Here is an 18,100-nt window from a genome sequence, read left to right as displayed (position 1 = left end):
TCAAAGCCATTCTTTGTTTGCGACAATGAGGTCAAGCCTGTACGTATTATTACGACCGGCAACTGCCCGGTGGGGGAGATATGAAAATCCTGATCGCCGATGACCATGAGTTGTTCCGGGACGGGCTCCGGCATGTTCTCGACCAGTTCGAGGGGCCGCCGACCATCGTGGAAGCGGGTGACTTTCCGGAAGCCATCGCGCTGGTTCAGAAAGACAAGGACATCGGCATCGTGCTGATGGACCTGTCCATGCCCGGCATGCCCTGGACCGAGGGCCTGACCCGGCTGAAGGAAACCTTGCCCGACACCGTGCCGGTGATCGTGCTGTCGGCCACCGACGACCGTCGGCATGTGCTGCAGGCGGTCAATATGGGGGCGTCGGGATTCATCCCCAAGACCTCCTCGTCGCGGGTGATGCTGTCGGCCCTGAAGCTGGTGATGTCGGGGGGTGTCTATCTGCCGCCCGCCCTGCTGGAGCCGGACAACGCCGATTCCGATGGCATGCCGGTGGCGGGCGACGCCGCCGTGGCCTCGCTGACACCGCGTCAGCGCGAGGTGCTGGCGCTGCTGGGCCAGGGCAAGTCCAACAAGGAGATCGCCCGGGTACTGGAACTGGCCGAGGGAACCGTCAAGCTGCACGTCACCGCCATCTTGAAGGCGCTCAACGTCAACAACCGCACCCGTGCGGTGGTGGCCGCCTCCCATTTGGGACTCAGCGCTCCTGAACCACGCCACTGAGGTTAAGCCGTGGCATTCCCAGGCCGCCGCCGAGGTCTTGGCGGCCCTGGGGAGCGATGGCCATGGACTGGGCGAGGAAGAAGCCGCCCGGCGGCTGGCCAGCCATGGCCCCAACCGCCTGCCCGAACATCCGCCCCGCCCCGCCTGGGCGGTGTTCCTGGACCAGTTCCGCAATCTGCTGACCCTGATGCTGCTGGGCGCCGGTCTGTTGGCCGGTCTGATCGGCGACGTTACCGATATGGTGGCGGTCCTCGCCGTCACCGCCTTCAACGCGGTGCTCGGCTTCGTCCAGGAACGCCGGGCCGAACGCATCCTGGCGACGCTCAAATCCATGCTGGCGCAACAGGCGCGGATACGCCGCGGCGGCCAGGTGCGCGACATCCCCGCCGAGGCCCTGGTGCCGGGCGACCTTGTCCTGCTGGAGGCCGGGGACCGCATTCCCGCCGATGGCCGCCTGATCCTGACCCGCGCCGCCATGGTGGACGAATCGGCGCTGACCGGCGAGTCCCTGCCGGTGGACAAGCAGGCCGAGACCATCTCCGCCGCCGCCGCCCCCCTGGGCGACCGCCTGGGCATGGCGTTCATGAACACGGTGATGACCGCCGGTCGCGCCGAAATGGTGGTCACCGAAACCGGTGGCGCCACCGAGATGGGACGCATCGCCCATTTGCTGGCGACGGTGGAGGCTCCGGCGACGCCGTTGCAGCAACGCCTCGACGCCCTGGGCCGCCGTCTCGCCCTGGTGGCGGCGGTCGTGGTGGCGGTGGTGGCGCTGCAAGGCTGGCTGCGGGGCGAGACGGCGGTGGACATCCTGCTGACCGCCGTGGCCCTGGCGGTGGCGGCCATCCCCGAAGGCCTGCCCGCCGTGGTCACCGTGACCCTGGCCATCGGCATGTTCCGCATGGCCCGGCGCGGCGCCATCGTGCGCCGCCTGTCGGCGGTGGAGACCCTGGGCTCCACCACGGTGATCTGCTCGGACAAGACCGGCACCCTGACCATGAACCGCATGACCGCCCTGGCGGGCTGGGCGCGCGGCCGCCGTTTCGGCGAGGCCGATATGGCGGAAATGAGCCGGTCGCTGCTGGTCGCCGCCCTGTGCAACGATGCCCGGTTGGGCGCCGATGGCGTCGCTTCGGGCGATCCCACCGAGGCGGCGCTGCTGGTGCTGGCGGCGCGAGCCGACGCGGTACCTCCGCCGGGAGAATGGCAGCGGCGGGCGGAACTGCCCTTCGATTCGGCGCGCAAGCTGATGGCGACCATCCATGACGGCCCCGAAGGCCCGCTGCTCAGCGTCAAGGGCGCTCCCGACGTGGTGGCTGCGCTCTGCGTCTCGGCCATGGGGCCGGAGGGTGAAATTCCGCTGGATGCCGAGTCCCGCCGGGTCCTGGACGACGAAATCGCCCATATGGCCGGTCAGGCGCTGCGGGTCATGGCCCTGGCCTCGCGCCCGGTGGCGTCGGGCGCCGACCCGGCCGCCTCCCTGGACGGTCTGTGCCTGCAGGCCCTGGTGGGGCTGGCCGATCCTCCCCGGCCGGGGGTGAAGGAGTCGGTGGCGGCCTGCCATCAAGCGGGTATCGCGGTCAAGATGATCACCGGCGACCATGCCGTCACCGCCGCCGCCATCGCCACCCAGTTGGGCATCATGGGCAAAGGGGCAAACGGGGGAGAGGTGGTCACCGGGGCGGATCTGGACCGCATGGCGCCCGAGGAGTTGGCGCGCCGCGTCGGCGCCATCGCCGTCTTCGCCCGGGTGGCGCCGGAGCACAAGGTCCGCATCGTCGAGGCGCTGAAGGCCGATGGTCAGGTCATCGCCATGACCGGCGATGGCGTCAATGACGCCGCGGCGCTGAAAAGCGCCCATCTCGGCGTCGCCATGGGCCGTTCCGGCTCGGACGTCACCCGCGAGGCCGCCGCCATGGTGCTGACCGACGACGACTTTTCCACCGTGGTCCGGGCGGTGCGGGAAGGCCGCACCATCGCCGACAACATCGTCAAATTCCTGCGCTTCCAGCTATCCACCAATATGGGCGCCCTGCTGGCGGTGCTGGCGGCGCCGCTGTTCGGCCTGCCGCTGCCTTTCGGCGCCATCCAGATCCTGTGGGTCAACATCATCATGGACGGGCCGCCCGCCATGGCGCTGGCTTTCGATCCACCGCGCCGGGGCGCCATGCGCGAGCCGCCGCGCGACCAGGACCAGCCGATTCTTGGAGCGCGACGCCTGGCGCGGCTGGCCTGGCTGGGCGGGCTGATGGCGGCGGGCACCCTGGCGGCGCTGCATCTGGCCCTGGCGGCGGGCCAGGACACGGCAACCGCCCGCAGCCTGGCCTTCACCACTTTCGTGCTGTTCCAGGTGGTCAATGTGTTCAACGCCCGGGTCGGACGCGAAAGCGCGCTGGGCCGGATGGCGCTGGCCAATGGCAAGCTGTGGCTGACCCTGGCGGCGGTGCTTGCCCTTCAGGCCGTGGTGGTGCATTGGTCGGTGGCCCAGGCCCTGTTCCACACCCGCGACCTGTCGCTGGACCAGTGGCTGCTGGCCGCCGGATTGGCCTCCTTGGTGCTGGTGGCCGAGGAATTGCGCAAGCTGCTGATGCGAGGGAGAGTCTGACCCATGCCGCCGACCCAAGCCACCCCGGACGACCTGCTGTCCCTGCTGCGGCGCCTGGAGATACCCGCCACCACCCACCGGCATGACCCCGCCTTCACGGTGGAGCAGGGCAACGCGGTGTGGGGCGCCATTCCCGGCGTGCATTGCAAGAACCTGTTTCTCAAGGACGGCAAGGGGCGGTTGTGGCTGGTGGTGGCCCCGGCCGAGCGCCGCATCGACCTGAAACGCCTGCCCGAGGCCATCGGCTCCGCCCGCCTCAGCTTCGGCTCGGCCGAGCTGCTGGGCCGGACCCTGGGCATCGAGCCGGGATCGGTGACACCCTTCGCCCTGATCAATGACCACGAGCGCAAGGTCACCCCGGTGCTGGACCGCTGGATGATGGAACAGCCGCTGGTCAACTACCATCCCCTGCGCAACGACATGACCACCACCATCCCGTCCGAGGGGTTGCTGCGCTTCCTCGGACACACCGGCCATCTTCCTGAAGTGGTATCGCTGTAGCCTCTTGCCGATAAACCGGCAATTACGGTATCTCGTTCGGCCAGGACCTAAAGTTGGCCAGGGTCGGGCTGGAGTCGGGAATGGTGATGTCGGTCATGCGCGCGTTCTTCTCCCTGTTGGGGGTGTTTTTCCTGGTGGCGGCGGGTCCGTCCCATGCCGGCGAGGCCGACAAGGGGCGTGCCCTGGTCCAGGCCGCCGTTGACGAGGGCCTGGGGACCTTCACCAGCAAGACCTATCCCCTGGATGAGCGCGCCCGGCTGCTCGACAGCCTGCTGCGTCGCTACAGCGACGCCGAGCTGCTGGCCTCGGGCTCCCTGGGCCGCCACTGGCCCAAGCTGACCCCGGCCGAGCAGGCCGAGTTCACCACCACCTTCATGCGCTATGTGGTCTCCAGCTATGTGGGGCTTCTGAAGAATCTGCAGGGCGGAACCGTGGTCAAGATCGGCGAGGCGACGGAAGCCCCCGGCGGCAAGGTCCGGGTGTCGTCGACGGTAACCCTGCCGTCCCAGCCGGGCGTGCCGCTGCCGGTGGACTGGGATCTGGTGACCAAACCCGATGGCCGACTGGTGGTGGTGGACGTCACCGCCGATGGCATCAGCATCATCCGCGCCATGAAGGACGATTTCGCCTCGGTGCTGCGCAGCTCTGGCGGCAAGGTCGCGCCGCTGCTGGATGCCCTGGCCCGCAAGATCGCCGAGAACGATCAGGTCAACGCGGCGCGCTGAGTTATTTCACAAAGGTCATGCGGCCGCCCTCGGCGAAATCGCCCGAGGCCGCCAGATCCTTGAAGAAGTTGCGCGCCATGCCCCCGGACCCCAGCAGGCCGTTGATGGGGCCGGGCTTCAGGCCCAGGCCGTGGGCCTTGAGCAGGCGCGGCTCGGCATCCTTGTTGGGCGCCATCAGCACCATGTCGGACCCGTCCATCCTGGCCAGCAGCGCCAGCCGGGTGACGTCCATATACTGCACCAGATACAGCCCCGAGGCGACGCGCTGGGCCCGGGCGGTGCCGCCGCGACCCTGTTCAGATCCGGGGGCCACCACGTCATAGACCTTGTCGGCCTCGTTCCAGTGCACCCGCACCTCGACCCCATCGGGTCGGCGATACAGCCCATCCCTGACCCCCTCGACCCGCACCGACGAGGATAGCGGCACGACATCGCCGTCCACCTGATAACAGGCGGAGACCAGCAGCAGCAAGGCAAGGGCGAGAAGACGGCGCATGGCACGGTTCCGGATCGGTGGAAAGCGATGCCCGAGCCTAGCATCCCCCCGCCGAAGCGGAATTGACCCCGGCCAAGTGCTTGTTCCGGCCGAGGCGGAGCGGAGCGACTAGCCCATTGAGGGCGCGCGCCCCATGGCGCGGAAGCCAAGGGCGCGCAAGCGCCCGCCGACGCCTGAGGCCCATGGTGAAAACCGCCCCGGCCAAGTGCTTGTTCCGGCCGGGGCGAATCGCTAAAGTCCCGCTGCCTTATCCCCCGGAGGAATCATGTCCGAGCGTGTGCTGATCGTCGATTTCGGCTCCCAGGTGACCCAGCTGATCGCGCGGCGTGTCCGCGAGGCCGGGGTCTATTGCGAAATCCACCCCTTCAACCGGGTCACGGTGGACAGCATCCGCGATTTCGGCGCCAAGGCGGTGATCCTGTCGGGCGGTCCGGCCTCGGTGACGGAAGCCGGCTCGCCCCGGGCGCCCCAGGGCCTGTTCGAGATGGGCCTGCCCATCTTAGGCATCTGCTACGGCCAGCAGACCCTGTGCGAGCAGTTGGGCGGCAAGGTGGAACCCGGCCATCACCGGGAATTCGGCCGCGCCATGCTGAAGCTGGCCGAGCCCTGCGCCCTGTTCGATGGCGTCGCCGCCAAGGGCGACGAGGTCCAGGTGTGGATGAGCCATGGCGACCGTGTCACCGCCATCCCCGCGGGCTTCAAGGTGGTGGCGACCTCGGAGGGTGCGCCCTTCGCCGCCATCGCCAATGCCGAGAAACGCATCTATGGCGTCCAGTTCCATCCCGAGGTGGTCCACACCCCCATCGGCAAGCAATTGCTGTCCAACTTCGTCCACAAGATCGCCGGTTGCGCCGGGGATTGGACCATGAAGGCCTTCAAGGCCCAGGAAATCGCCAAGGTGCGGGCCCAGGTGGGAAGCGGCCGGGTGATCTGCGGCCTGTCGGGCGGCGTCGATTCCTCGGTGGTGGCGGCGCTGCTGCATGAAGCCATCGGCGACCAGCTCACCTGCGTCTTCGTCGATACCGGCTTCATGCGCTCGGGCGAGGCCGACCAGGTGGTCAGCCTGTTCCGCGACCGCTTCAACATCAAGCTGGTGCACAAGGACGCCTCGGACCTGTTCCTGGACAAGCTGGCGGGCCTGACCGACCCCGAGAAGAAGCGCAAGATCATCGGCGCCACATTCATCGACGTGTTCGAGGAAGAGGCCAAGGCGGTGGGTGGCGCCGACTTCCTGGCCCAGGGCACGCTCTATCCCGACGTGATCGAATCGGTCAGCTTCACCGGCGGGCCAAGCGTCACCATCAAGAGCCATCACAATGTGGGTGGCCTGCCCGAACGCATGAACATGAAGCTGGTGGAGCCGCTGCGCGAGTTGTTCAAGGACGAGGTCCGCGAACTGGGCCGCGAGCTCGGCCTGCCCGACGACATGGTCGGCCGCCATCCCTTCCCCGGCCCCGGCCTCGCCATCCGCATTCCCGGCCAGCCCCTGACCCGCGAGAATCTGGACATCCTCAGGAAGGCCGATGCCGTCTATCTCGACGAAATTCGCAAGGCCGGGCTCTACGACCAGATCTGGCAGGCTTTCGCCGTGCTGCTGCCGGTGCGCACCGTCGGCGTCATGGGTGATTCGCGCTCCTACGACTATGCCTGCGCGCTCCGCGCCGTCACCTCCACCGATGGCATGACCGCCGATTTCTACCCCTTCGACATGGCCTTCATCGGCCGGGTGGCCAATCGCATCATCAATGAGGTCAAGGGCATCAACCGGGTGACCTATGACGTGACCAGCAAGCCGCCGGGCACCATCGAGTGGGAGTGAGGTTGCAAGGGGTTGGCCCCAGGTGTCCCTTTGCAGAGGACGTCATCGCGGGCATATGACCTCGCTGGTGATGGAAACGGGGCGTTAACGGGTTGGCCCCTACCATCGCGGCCGGGCGAACGCGGGCGCGGGCGCCGGACACCCCATGACCCAGCCGAGCCAAGCCGAGCCCATGAGACCCTATCAGAATGCCGATCGGTACAAGAGCAATCTGCGGCAATTGTCGCGCCATGGCCATCTGAGCGGGCTGCCGCCGCTGTCATCGGCCGCGACCCGGCTGGTGATCGACGGGGCGGGCAATCTGAATGTCGATATCGGTGGCGGCAATCTGCTTTATCCCGGCGATGCCCAGGCGGCGGTGGAACGGCAGGTCGCCAGTTTCCTCGAAACCCCGTCACGCTGCTTTTGCAAGCCCGAGGAGGTCTTCGAGGACGGGGCCGAGGTCAACTGGCTGTATCGCAGTCTGCGCGACCGACTGGCGTCCTTCCCCAAGGCCGAGACCCAGGCCCCCTTCGCGGGTTTCCTGGTGGTGTTCGGCCTGGGGCTGGGCCATCACGTCAGGATGCTGGCCGAGCGATTGCGCTTCAAGGCGCTGATCGTGATCGAGACCCATGACGATTTCATCAATCACAGCCTCCATGTGGTGGATTGGGCCGGACTGGCCCAGTCGCTGGCCCGCAGCGACCGCAGCCTGCATTTCGTGCGCGGGCCGAATCTTTACGGCCAGATCGTTTCCATCATCAACAGCGACGACTACGCTCTGCTGGACGGCTCCTATCTGTATGCCCACTACCAGACCCCGGAATACACCGACCTGATCCAGAAGCTGTTCTTCAAGGCCAAGGATCTCACCATGCTGCCGGGATGGGTCGAGGATCAGCTGCTGGTGTTCCGCAACGCCACCGCCAATTTCGCCCGCAGCGGCTATTGGCTGCAGCGGGCCAGGGTGCCGTCAAGGCGGCGGCGACCGGCCTTCGTGATCGGCGCCGGCCCCTCGCTGGACAAGGATCTGGACGACATCAAGCGCTGTCGCGACCAGGTGGTGGTGATCACCGCCAGCAGCGGGCTGAAGCCCTGCCTGGAAAACGGCATCCGCCCGGATATCCACTGCGAGTTGGAGAACTCCCCCGGCCTGGGCGACGTCGCCGAAAGCCTGGCCGCCAAATACGACCTGTCCGGCATCACCCTCTACGCCACGCCATCGGTCGATCCGCGCATCTCGCCCTGCTTCGACAAGACGGTCTATTTCTTCCGCAGCGGCCTCAGTTCCACCGTCTTCTATGGCCAGGGCGCCGACCATACCCCCCTGGCCGAGCCCACATCGGGCAATACGGCGGTGTATTGCGCCCTGTCGCTGGGCTTCAAGGAAATCTATCTGTTCGGCCTCGATTTCGGTGCCCGGGACCCCAATCACCATCATTCCCGCCACTCGGTCTATTTCACCTATGAGGACGAGGCCGAACTGGCGACCTATACCCCCTATCAGTTCGACTACACTCTGCCGGGCAATTTCGGCGGTGCGGTCAATACCGGCTGGCTGCTCAATCTGGGCCAGACCGTGGTCGGGCAGGCCATCGCCCAGATCGGTGATGCCCGCGTCATGAATTGCAGCGATGGCTGCCGCATTCCCGGCGCGGCGCCGCTGGCGGCGGAAGCCATCGCCCTGGCCGATCCGCCCTGTTCCGTGGCGGTGGACCTGGAAGCCGCCCTGGCCGAGCTGGCCCGGGTGGGCGAGCCCTTGACCCGGCCCGATGATTTCGCCCGGCTGGGGGCCAGCCTGCGCGGCTTTGCCGCCGACTGCCGCGACATCCTGCACCGGCTCGATCCCCATGGCGCTCCCCAGGGGGTGATCGTCGCCTTCTGCGATCAGGTCAACCGGCGCCTGGGCGCGCTGAAGGAAGATGGCGGCGCCGCCTATGGCATCATCATCGGCCATTCCCGGGCCTTGACCTCGGGTGCCTTCCATTATGCCTCGACCCTGGATCAGGCCGATGACGGCGGCGGGCTGGCCGCCCTGATCGCGGTGCTGGACGAGGGGCTTGCCCGGCTAGGACCGGTGATCGACGCCACCTTCGGCTAAAGTCACCAGACCGGCCAAGGCGCCCAGGTCGATCTTGTCATTGGCGTTGCGCGGCAACTGGTCGAGGCGGTGAATCCGCTCGGGAACCGCGTGGGGGTCGAGCCTGCGCCCCAACTCATGGCGCAGCTTGCTCTCGTCCAGGGGGGGAGGGGCGCCGACGAAGGCGTGCAGCCGGCCCTCCACCAGCACCGTTGCCGCCTCGGCGAAGCCCAGGCCGCGCAGGGCGGAATTGACCTCGTCCAGTTCCAGGCGATAGCCGCGAATCTTGACCTGGGTGTCCTTGCGGCGGGCAAAGAACAACTGTCCATCGCGCATTCGCACCATGTCGCCGGTGCGATAGGCGCGAATCGCCTCGCCTTCTTCCTCCAGGGTGATGAAAGCGTCGCGGGTGCGGGCCTCGTCCTCCCAATAGCCATCGGCCAGTTGCGGCCCGCTGATGGCCAGTTCGGTCCCCTGCTCGCCGTCGAGAAGATGCAGCCGCATGCCGTCGATGGCCGTGCCCAGGGCGACGGTGTCGTCGCAGGCATGGCGGAAGCGCTCGGCGGTCAGGCGCAGCTCGGTGCAGGACACGGTGCATTCGGTGGGGCCGTAGGTGTTGTGGATCACCGCTTGCGGCGCCGCCTGGAACAGGGCCTCGACCTGGGCGGTGTGCAGGGCTTCGCCGCAAAAGGTAAGCAGCCGCAGCGAGGCCAGCCGCTCGGGCGTCAGCTCGCGGGCCTTGGACATCATGTCGACGACGCTGGGAACCGAGTTCCAGATGGTCAGGCGGTGGGCGGCGATGAAGCGGGCGGGCAGCATGCGCTCGCTCTCGCTGCGCAACGGATAGAGGGCCGCCCCCGAACACAGGGCGCCGAAGATGTCGAGGACGCTGAGATCGAAACTGATATTGGGGTGCTGCGACCAGCGGTCGCCAGGGCCGGGGCGCATGGCCGCCAGGGCCCAGTCGACGTAATGGTTCAGCGCGGCGCGGGGGATCATCACCCCCTTGGGCATGCCGGTGGAGCCCGAGGTGAAGATCACATAGGCCAGCCGGTGGGGCGCGCGTATCTGGGGCATTCCATCCCGGGGCGGGACCTTGTGCAGCACCGGCAGGCCGGGGGGCAGCGCCAGACCGGCGGTCTGCTCCGGCCCGGCCACCAGCACGTCGGGGCCAAAGCGCCCGATCACCGCCTCGATCTTGGCCGCCACCGAGGCGGTATTGCACGGCAGGTAGGTGCCGCCCGCCAGCAGGCTGGCGATCATGGCGGCATAGGCATCGGCGCCCTGGGGCAGCAGCACCGCCACCTTGGGATGGGCCCCGAAGCGGGCCAGTTCCCCGGCCAGCCCCCAGGCGCGCGCCACCAGCTCGCCATAGGAGACGGCGACGCCGCCCTCGACCACGGCGGGAAGGGTGGGATCGGTGGCGGCCCAGGCCAGGATGCGCTCGATCACATCGCCGCCCATCTCAGCCTCCGCCCATCAGGGCCATGGGGTCGTCGCGCAGCAGGGCGAGGGTGACGGCATGGAGGTCCTCGATCCGGCAGGCATGGCTCTCCCCCAGGGGGCAGGGCGCCGAGGCCACCAGCCCCGCCGCATCCAGCCGCCGTCGCACCGGCTCGAAATCCGGGGTGAGGTCGGTGCGCGAACGGGCGTAATAGCGACAGATCACCGGCCGCAGACCGCCATCGGGCTCGACCCGCTGCCGCGCCAGGGTCAGCCAGTGGCGATAGGGCACCCCGGCCACCGCCTCCACATGATGGATATAGGCGCAGCCCTCGCTGAAGCCGCAGCCCAGCAGCAGCACCTTGAAGCCGTGGCGCCGCATCAGGTCGAAATCCGATCCGGGCCCCAGCGAGCATTCCGGGTCGGACTGGCGCAGCAGCACCGCCTCGGGGCCGATTCCGGCATGGCTGTGGATGGGGCACAGGCTGCGGATGGCGCCGGGCAGCAGGCGCACATGGTCGGACAGCGCCCCCACCCCCTCGCCCGGCCGGTGGGCGGGGTCGAAGGGCGGCACGGGATCGAAGGTATAGGCCGGCACGATCAGGGTTCCGGATTCGCCGATGCGCTCGCGCAGCACCTGGCAGACCAGGGCGGGGCCGCCTTCCACCCGGCCGAACGACAGCAGGCGGCTGTGCACCGCCAGCCGGTCGCCGGGTTCGATGCCCAGGCGGTCGAGATGGTGGCGCAGCTCAGCCGCGGAGGTGGTGGGAAACGGCATGGTCCGATCCGGGAGCAAGGAGCCCAGCCTGGGCCAGGATGGCGGCCTGTTCCGCCAGCAGGGCCACGGGCATGTGGCAGCGTTGGGCGATGGCGAGGATGTCGCGGCTGCCATCGCACTGGTTCAGCAGCCAGCGGCGCGCCAGCAACTGGCGATCGGCGGAGACCCCCGGAGTCGACAGGGTCGGCGCCAGGTCGTGGCGCGAGAAGAACGGCTCGCCGAAGGGGGCGGTGTTGCGCCAGATCCGGTTGGCCTCGATCACCCGGCAGATGTCCACACAGGCCTCCACCGCCGCGATGATGGATTCGGCGGTCACGAAATCCAGATTGTCGTCGGAGGTGTGATAGGCGGGATTTTGCTGGAAATAGCTGCGCATCAGGGCACAGACCGGGAAGTTGTAGCCGGGCGAGCAGTAATTGCGCTCGTCGGCGCCGCGCGGGTCGAAGTCCAGCAGCCGGTGGGGGATGTCCCGGTCGGTGAAGGCCTGGATCGCCGCCCGCTCGGCCAGGGTGTCGCCGCGCTGTGATTTCTTCAGGCTGAGCGGCTGGCGATCGCCGATATTGGTCAGGACATAGCCCGCCCGCAGCCGCTGCCGCAGATGCTCGCCATGGCGCGACAGATAGGCGATGGAGCCGACATTCTCCGGCCCCAGCACGAAGCGGTAGGTCATCCGCCGCCGGGGCAGCGCCGCCAGGGCACGGTAGAGGAAGGCCAGCACCAGCGGTCCCGACAACTCGTTATTGGCCATGGAGGGATGGCAGCTATAGGACGAGAACAGCACCTCGCCGCCATCCTCCTCTCCCGGGCTGGGGGGCAGGACGCAGTCGGACACTCGCATCACGCCGTCGATCATCTCGGTATCGATGGTCACGCCATAGCGTCCCTCGGCCAGCCCGGCGCGCATCTCGTCGGACAGGCAGAAACCCCAATGGGGGGCGTAGTAGCTGGTCACATAGGGAATGGCCCAGGGCCGGTCGGGCAGCGAGTGGAGATGGGGCTGCAACTCCGCCAGATCGAGGCTGCCCTGGAAGGGCTGGGAGTAGTTGACCAGATGCAGGGTATGCTCGGCGGCGTCCAGGATGCGCCGTCCGGCGGGGTCCTCCAGAGTGGCCCGGCGGAACACCCATTCCCGGGGCACCTCCCAGTCGAGAATCCGGGTTCCCGACGGAATGTCCCAGTGGTCGAAGGGCACCAGTTCGGCCAGCATGTCGTGGGTCAGGCGCTGACCGGCGCCGGTGATGCTGCGCATGATCGGCCACAGCCGCCGCAGCCAGCCTTCGACCTCGTCCGGGCTGGGCAGTCCGGTCATGGACGCCTCCAGCCGGAGAAATCCGGCCCGATCCATCGCCTGGGAAATTCGTTGTCGCCGTTCATGGTGCCTCGTGCCCGGTGCCATCCCCATGGTGGGGTCAAGGGTGTTAAGATTGCGTTGGCGCCCAACGCACCCTAGGGTAGGTTGGGCACGCCTTCCCGGAGCAAGGGCCGAGCATGGATAGCGCCGACAGCCAAAGAATATCGCTGCCCCACGGCGTCGAGATGGACATCGCCCATGTCTGCAATCTGCATTGCCGTTTCTGCAGCCATTATTCCAACTATACCCTGAAAGGGGTGGTGCCGCTGGCCACGGCCGCGCCCTGGCTGGACGCCCTGCACCGCAAGGTGATCCCCAACAGCTTCTACATCCTGGGGGGCGAGCCCACCCTGAATCCCGATCTGTGCGACTATATCTGGCTGGTCGCCGAGCTGTGGCCGGACATCGAGCGTGGTGTCGTCACCAATGGGCTGATGCTGGACCGCCATCCCGATCTGTGGAGCACCCTGGCTGAAACCGGCACCATCCTCGCCATCAGCCGCCATTCCCGCTCGGACCAGCCCTATCTCGACAAGTTCGAGCCCGCCATGGTCAAGGCGGAGGAAATGGCCAAACGCCATGGCGTCAATCTGATCCGGCGCGAGGGCTATTACGCCTTCTACCGGACCTATCAGGGCGAGGGGCCAGGCATGCGCCCCTTCGCCGAGGGCAACCCCGGCCAGTCCTGGACCGTCTGCGCCAACCGCTATTGCATGAGCCTGTATCAGGGACGGTTATGGAAATGCCCGCCCATCGCCTTCCTGGAGATGGTGCTGCGCAAATTCGGGTTGGAGGGGCATGAGGCCTGGGCGCCCTATCTGGCCTATCGCGGCCTCGATGTTCATGCCTCCATGCCCGAATACGCCGCCTTCATGAAGGCGAATTTCGGCCCCGAGCCCATTTGCGGCATGTGCCCGACCCAATTGGACTTTTTCGAGCACGAGGACGTCACCACGCCGTTCCGGGCGCCCGGAAAGCCATAACCTCCGTCAGACGTTGGACAGGCCGCCGCCGTGCTGATTGTGGATCAGCGCCATGAATTCGCGCCGGGTCGCCGGATTGTCGCGGAACTCGCCCAGCATGCGGCTGGTGACCATGGTGACGCCGGGCTTGTGGATGCCCCGGGTGGTCATGCATTGATGCGCCGCTTCGATCACCACCGCCACGCCCTTGGGCTGCAACACGTCGTTGATGGTGTTGGCGATCTGGGCAGTGAGCTTTTCCTGGATCTGCAGGCGGCGGGAATAGATTTCCACCACCCGGGCCAGTTTGGAAATGCCGACCACCCGGCGATTGGGCAGATAGGCCACATGGGCCTTGCCGATGATGGGGACCACATGGTGCTCGCAATGGGATTCCAGGCGGATGTCGCGCAGCAGCACCATCTCGTCGTAGCCGTCGGTTTCCTCGAAGGTGCGGTGCAGGATTTCGGTGGGGTCCTGGTCGTAGCCCTGGAAGAATTCCTCATAGGCGCGGACCACCCGATCCGGCGTGCCCACCAGACCCTCGCGGTCGGGGTCGTCGCCGGCCCAGCGCAGCAAGGTGCGCACCGCCGCTTCCGCCTCGGCCCGGCTGGGACGCGATGGGTGCGACCGCTCCTGGGGCAGCAGTTCCCGGGGCAGGACGAGGCTGGTGTCCTTGGTATTCACGGCGTTATCTCCTGGCGGACAATCCCTTGACCATACGCCATTTGGTTCCGTGCCGCACCAAATGCAACCCCCCGTCCGGCCGGGCTCAGTTCACGCTGGGGTGGTCATGGGGGCTGTCCAGCGAGAAGGCGGGAATGACGATGTCGAAGCTTTCGCCGCCTTCGTCCTTCATCTCATAGGTGCCGTGCATGATGCCCGACGGCGTCGGCAGCGGCGTGCCGCTGGTGTATTCGTAGCCATCACCCGGGCGCAGGACCGGCTGTTCCCCCACCACGCCGGGCCCCTTGACCTCCTGGACCCGGCCGATGCCATCGGTGATGATCCAGTGACGGTTGATGAGCTGGACGGTGCGCGAGCCCCGATTCTCGATGCGGACGCGATAGGCCCAGACATAATGGTTGTCGGCGGGTGACGACTGGTCATCCAGGAAGAACGGCTTCACCGTGACCACGATGTCGCGGGTGGTTTGACTGTACATTCCGTAATGCCTCGCCTGAACTCCGACTCCGTCCATTCTAGGGCGGACGGGGCCGAAGTAAAATGATTCCAGATCAGGTCATCCCAGGCCATCCAGGGCCTGGGCCAGGTCCTCCACCAGATCGTCACCGTCTTCCAGGCCCACCGAAAGCCGCAGCATGCCTTCGGAAATGCCCATGGCCAGCTTGTCCTCGGCGGCGAGGCGCTGGTGGGTGGTGGTCCAGGGGTGGGTGATCAGACTTTTGGCGTCGCCCAGATTGTTGGAGATGTCGATCAGCCCCAGGCGGTCGAGCAAGGTATAGGCCGCCGGCTTGCCGCCCTTCAGCTCCAGGGCCAGGATCGAGCCCCAGCCGGTCATCTGCCGCGCCGCCAGCGCGTGCTGGGGATGGCTTTCCAGGCCGGGATACAGCACCCGGGCCACCTCGGGGCGGCTTTCCAGGAAACGGGCGATCTTCAGGGCATTGGCGCAATGGCGCTCGACCCGCAGGTCCAGGGTTTCCAACCCCTTCAGCAGGACCCAGGCATTGAAGGGCGAGAGCGTCGGTCCGGTATTGCGCAGGTAAGGCCCCAGCACGTCCTGGCAGAAGGCCTGATCGGACAGCACCGCTCCCCCCAGGCAGCGGCCCTGGCCGTCGATATGCTTGGTGGCGGAATAGACCACGATGTCGGCGCCCAGCTTCAGCGGGCTCTGCAGCATCGGCGTGGCGAAGACATTGTCCACCACCACCTTGGCTCCGGCGGCATGGGCGAGGTCGGATACCGCCCGGATATCGATGATTTCCAGGGTGGGATTGGCCGGGGTTTCCAGGAAGACCACGGCGGTGGGCTTGGCGAGGGCGACGGCCCAGGCGTCCAGGTCGGGGCCGTCGACGAACACCCGCTCGATGCCGAAGCGCGGCAGCAACTCGTTGATGATCCACTGGCACGAGCCGAACAGGGCGCGCGACGCCACCACCCGGTCGCCCGCCTTCAACTGGCAGACGATGGCGGCATGCACGGCGGCCATGCCCGAGGCGGTGGCGCGGCAGGCCTCGGCACCTTCCAGCGCGGCCAGGCGCTGCTCGAAGGTGGCGATGGTGGGGTTCTTGAACCGGGAATAGACCATGCGGTCCAAGGTGCCGTCGAAGCTGGCCTCGGCCTCGGCGGCACTGCCATAGACATAGCCCGAGGTCAGGAACAGCGCTTCCGAGGTCTCGGAAAAGCCGGTCCGGTTCAGGCCGCCGCGCACGGCGCGGGTGCGGGGCCGCCACTGCTTGGAAGAACTGGAATCCGCGTTGCCCATCTCGCCTCCTGAAAACAAAAAGCCCCAACCTCGCGTGGAAAAGGGTCGGGGCTCGGAGATACCGGGCGCGAACCTCTTTAGCGGGTTGTTTAACGTGGCCGCAATCCGGTCGGACAAATCACCACGGGAAAAGTCTTAGACCCACTGGCTTGCAGGCGTCAAGGCCCCGTGATTATTTCAGTCTCCGCGAATATTGCGGTTTGGCTAAATCATGTCACCCATGCGCCCACTGGCCTTGCCCCAAGGGGACTCCACGCCTATGTTGCGTTGCAGCATCACTATTGGAGCGGGCTTGTCATGAATGGAACCAACGGCGCCCAGGCGCCCCTGCAACTGCTTGACCTTCGCGGCAAGAAGGGCTTGATCATCGGTATCGCCAACGAGCAGAGCATCGCCTATGGCATCGCGCGCCATTGTGACGCCTATGGCGCCGAACTGGCCATCACCTATCTCAACGAAAAGAGCGAGAAATACGTCCGCCCGCTGGCCGAGGGCCTGCACGCTCCCATCATCGTGCCCTGCGACGTCCGCGTCGACGGCGAGCTGGAAGCGGTGTTCGAGGCCATCAAGGAGAAGTGGGGTCGGCTCGATTTCGTCATCCACTCCATCGCCTTCGCCAATCGCGAGGACCTGCACGGCCGGGTGACCGATTGCTCGCGCGACGGCTTCGCCCTGGCCATGGACGTGTCGTGCCATTCCTTCCTCCGCTGCGCCAAGCTGGCCGAGCCGCTGATGACCAATGGCGGCTGCCTGATGACCGTGTCCTTCTATGGCGGTCGCAAGGTGGTCGAGCATTACAACGTCATGGGGCCGGTCAAGGCCGCCCTGGAAAGCGCCACCAAATACCTGGCCCACGAGTTGGGCCCCAAGGGCATCCGCGTCCTGGCGCTGTCGCCCGGCCCGCTGAAGACCCGTGCCGCCTCGGGCATCGACCGCTTCGACGAACTGCTGGACGAGGCCGCCGCCAAGGCTCCCACGCAGCAGTTGGCCGACATCAATGATTGCGGCTCCTTCGCCGCCTATCTGGTCAGCGATCTGGCCAAGTCGGTGACCGGCACCACCTTGTTCATCGACGGCGGCGCTCACATCGTCGGCTGATCCGGACCGGTTGGGGGCGGTGGGATCAGTCCCGCCGCCCCCTCCACCACGCGACGCCCTGGTCGCGATAGAACCGCAAATCCTCCTGCCCATGCCGCAGGCCCCGATCCATCAGGGCCTGATCGGCCGCCAGCATCCGCCGCCGTGCCGCCGCCAGACGACGCTGTTCCGCCGCCAGACGCAGGAACAAACCGTCGCGGTCGCCTGCCCATGGGGAATCGGCGGGCGGGATCGGGCCGTTATAGCGGCGTTCCAGCATCAGGCGATGGGGCAGGGACCAGGATGGCGGCATGAAGTTCTCCCGCGCCGATGAGAACTTAAGGCGAACAAAATTTCAAGGAAATTCTTCCGCTACTGGCTGGCCCACAGGATACGGGCCATCCAGGCCACTTCCTCGGACGCCAGGGATCGGCCGGAATGGGCCGGATTAATGGAGGCTAGGTCGATGCGCTTGGCGGTCAGGCGCACCAGCTGCTTGACCATGACCTCGCCCTCGGTGGTGCGGACCACGACACGATCGCCCCGCCGCACCCCGGCCCCCGGCGAGACGATCACCACATCGCCATCGCGGTACAAGGGCTCCATGGAATCGCCGCTGACTTCCAGGGCATAGGAATGGGGGTCGCCAATCTCGGGGAATGGAATTTCGTCCCAGCCCCCCCCTGCCGGATAGCCCGCGTCGTCGAAGAATCCGCGGTCGCCCGCCTGGGCGAAGCCGATCAGGGGGATGGTGGCAACCGTGGCGGCGGTGGCAGTGGCGCCCTCGATATAGCTGACGAAATCACTCATGGAGGCGCCGGTGGCCTCCAAGACTTTGGCCACGCTTTCGGTGGAGGGCCAGCGCGCCTTTCCCTCGCGGGTGATCCGCTTGCTCTTGTTGAAGGTGGTGGGGTCCAGGCCCGCCTTCCGGGCAAGTGCCGAGGCCGTCAACCCGTGGTCACGGGCAAGCGCGTCAAGGGCGGCCCAGATGTCGGCATGTTTCAACATGGGAAGATCGTCTCGCAAATCGCTTCCCGCTGCAGCAGGAAAATACACCTAGCATATTGACATTAAGTCCGGGTAGGCGGCAGAGTATCCCAT

At 66.9% G+C, this 18,100-nt stretch carries 17 protein-coding genes and 1 riboswitch; of the genes, 8 read left to right on the top strand and 9 right to left on the bottom strand.

Translation table 11 applies throughout. The features are described 5' to 3' along the window. Positions 1 to 80 precede the first annotated feature (80 nt). The 4 genes from A6A04_RS10245 (at position 81) to A6A04_RS10230 (ending at position 4,568) form a co-directional block, all read left to right on the top strand. Positions 81 to 737, top strand: a complete 657-nt coding sequence (locus A6A04_RS10245; RefSeq protein ID WP_068492506.1) for a response regulator — start codon at positions 81 to 83, stop codon at positions 735 to 737. Beyond that, positions 682 to 3,342 (top strand): cation-translocating P-type ATPase, encoded by a 2,661-nt coding sequence (locus A6A04_RS10240; protein WP_281196751.1) that lies wholly within the window; start codon positions 682 to 684, stop codon positions 3,340 to 3,342. The genes A6A04_RS10245 and A6A04_RS10240 overlap by 56 nt, the downstream gene beginning before the upstream one ends. A gap of 3 nt (positions 3,343 to 3,345) precedes the next feature. After that, the gene (locus A6A04_RS10235) at positions 3,346 to 3,843 is read left to right on the top strand and encodes a prolyl-tRNA synthetase associated domain-containing protein (RefSeq protein WP_068492504.1); all 498 of its coding nucleotides are present in this window, start codon (positions 3,346 to 3,348) and stop codon (positions 3,841 to 3,843) included. Between the two features lie 80 nt (positions 3,844 to 3,923). Then, entirely contained in the window at positions 3,924 to 4,568 is a 645-nt protein-coding gene (locus tag A6A04_RS10230; RefSeq protein ID WP_082914838.1) for an MlaC/ttg2D family ABC transporter substrate-binding protein, read from the top strand. A 1-nt stretch (position 4,569) separates the two neighbouring features. Here A6A04_RS10230 and A6A04_RS10225 read toward each other — a convergent pair whose 3' ends face one another. Then, complete coding sequence (locus A6A04_RS10225; protein ID WP_068492502.1) at positions 4,570 to 5,064, bottom strand: hypothetical protein; 495 nt, start codon at positions 5,062 to 5,064, stop codon at positions 4,570 to 4,572. A 265-nt stretch (positions 5,065 to 5,329) separates the two neighbouring features. On the opposite strand from A6A04_RS10225, the gene guaA reads away from it, so the two are divergent. Together guaA and A6A04_RS10215 are read left to right on the top strand one after the other, a co-directional pair. Beyond that, positions 5,330 to 6,883 (top strand): glutamine-hydrolyzing GMP synthase, encoded by a 1,554-nt coding sequence (gene guaA, locus A6A04_RS10220; RefSeq protein WP_068492500.1) that lies wholly within the window; start codon positions 5,330 to 5,332, stop codon positions 6,881 to 6,883. A 145-nt stretch (positions 6,884 to 7,028) separates the two neighbouring features. Next, positions 7,029 to 8,963, top strand: coding sequence for a motility associated factor glycosyltransferase family protein (locus A6A04_RS10215; protein WP_068492498.1), 1,935 nt, complete (start codon positions 7,029 to 7,031; stop codon positions 8,961 to 8,963). On the opposite strand, the gene A6A04_RS10210 is transcribed toward A6A04_RS10215, so the two are convergent. From A6A04_RS10210 to A6A04_RS10200, 3 genes are read right to left on the bottom strand one after another with little or no spacing between them, the layout of a single operon-like run. Then, positions 8,931 to 10,406: an AMP-binding protein gene (locus A6A04_RS10210; RefSeq protein WP_068492496.1), complete on the bottom strand. Its 1,476-nt coding sequence runs from the start codon at positions 10,404 to 10,406 to the stop codon at positions 8,931 to 8,933. The genes A6A04_RS10215 and A6A04_RS10210 overlap by 33 nt on opposite strands. Position 10,407: 1 nt before the next feature. Further along, positions 10,408 to 11,163: an AAC(3) family N-acetyltransferase gene (locus A6A04_RS10205; protein WP_068492494.1), complete on the bottom strand. Its 756-nt coding sequence runs from the start codon at positions 11,161 to 11,163 to the stop codon at positions 10,408 to 10,410. Further along, a complete protein-coding gene (locus A6A04_RS10200) occupies positions 11,135 to 12,472 on the bottom strand; it encodes a DUF4910 domain-containing protein (protein WP_068492864.1) in 1,338 nt (445 codons plus the stop codon). The genes A6A04_RS10205 and A6A04_RS10200 overlap by 29 nt, the downstream gene beginning before the upstream one ends. 179 nt (positions 12,473 to 12,651) lie before the next feature. On the opposite strand from A6A04_RS10200, the gene A6A04_RS10195 reads away from it, so the two are divergent. Continuing rightward, on the top strand, positions 12,652 to 13,497 hold the full coding sequence (locus A6A04_RS10195; RefSeq protein ID WP_068492492.1) for a radical SAM protein: 846 nt from the start codon (positions 12,652 to 12,654) through the stop codon (positions 13,495 to 13,497). A gap of 6 nt (positions 13,498 to 13,503) precedes the next feature. Here the strand turns inward: A6A04_RS10195 and folE are convergent, their stop codons facing one another. From folE to metZ, 3 genes are all read right to left on the bottom strand, one after another. Then, positions 13,504 to 14,136 carry a GTP cyclohydrolase I FolE gene (gene folE / locus A6A04_RS10190; protein ID WP_068492861.1) on the bottom strand — a complete coding sequence of 211 codons (633 nt, stop codon included), beginning with the start codon at positions 14,134 to 14,136 and terminating at the stop codon, positions 13,504 to 13,506. 112 nt (positions 14,137 to 14,248) lie between these two features. Further along, a complete protein-coding gene (gene apaG / locus A6A04_RS10185) occupies positions 14,249 to 14,641 on the bottom strand; it encodes a Co2+/Mg2+ efflux protein ApaG (RefSeq protein ID WP_068492490.1) in 393 nt (130 codons plus the stop codon). Between the two features lie 78 nt (positions 14,642 to 14,719). Next, a complete protein-coding gene (gene metZ, locus A6A04_RS10180; protein WP_068492488.1) occupies positions 14,720 to 15,922 on the bottom strand; it encodes an O-succinylhomoserine sulfhydrylase in 1,203 nt (400 codons plus the stop codon). Positions 15,923 to 15,978: 56 nt separating this feature from the next. Next, positions 15,979 to 16,057: riboswitch (SAM riboswitch) on the bottom strand. Positions 16,058 to 16,219: 162 nt separating this feature from the next. Between metZ and fabI the strand changes: the two genes are divergently transcribed. After that, positions 16,220 to 17,020, top strand: a complete 801-nt coding sequence (gene fabI / locus A6A04_RS10175; RefSeq protein WP_068492486.1) for an enoyl-ACP reductase FabI — start codon at positions 16,220 to 16,222, stop codon at positions 17,018 to 17,020. 25 nt (positions 17,021 to 17,045) lie between these two features. On the opposite strand, the gene A6A04_RS10170 is transcribed toward fabI, so the two are convergent. Both A6A04_RS10170 and A6A04_RS10165 read right to left on the bottom strand, forming a co-directional pair. Then, complete coding sequence (locus A6A04_RS10170) at positions 17,046 to 17,312, bottom strand: hypothetical protein (RefSeq protein WP_068492484.1); 267 nt, start codon at positions 17,310 to 17,312, stop codon at positions 17,046 to 17,048. Between the two features lie 59 nt (positions 17,313 to 17,371). Then, complete coding sequence (locus tag A6A04_RS10165) at positions 17,372 to 18,007, bottom strand: S24 family peptidase (protein WP_068492481.1); 636 nt, start codon at positions 18,005 to 18,007, stop codon at positions 17,372 to 17,374. Positions 18,008 to 18,100 lie beyond the last annotated feature (93 nt).

Origin of the sequence: Paramagnetospirillum marisnigri, assembly GCF_001650715.1 — a bacterium.
GTDB classification, from domain to species: domain Bacteria; phylum Pseudomonadota; class Alphaproteobacteria; order Rhodospirillales; family Magnetospirillaceae; genus Phaeospirillum; species Phaeospirillum marisnigri.
This window is presented reverse-complemented; position numbering and strand designations above follow the sequence as displayed.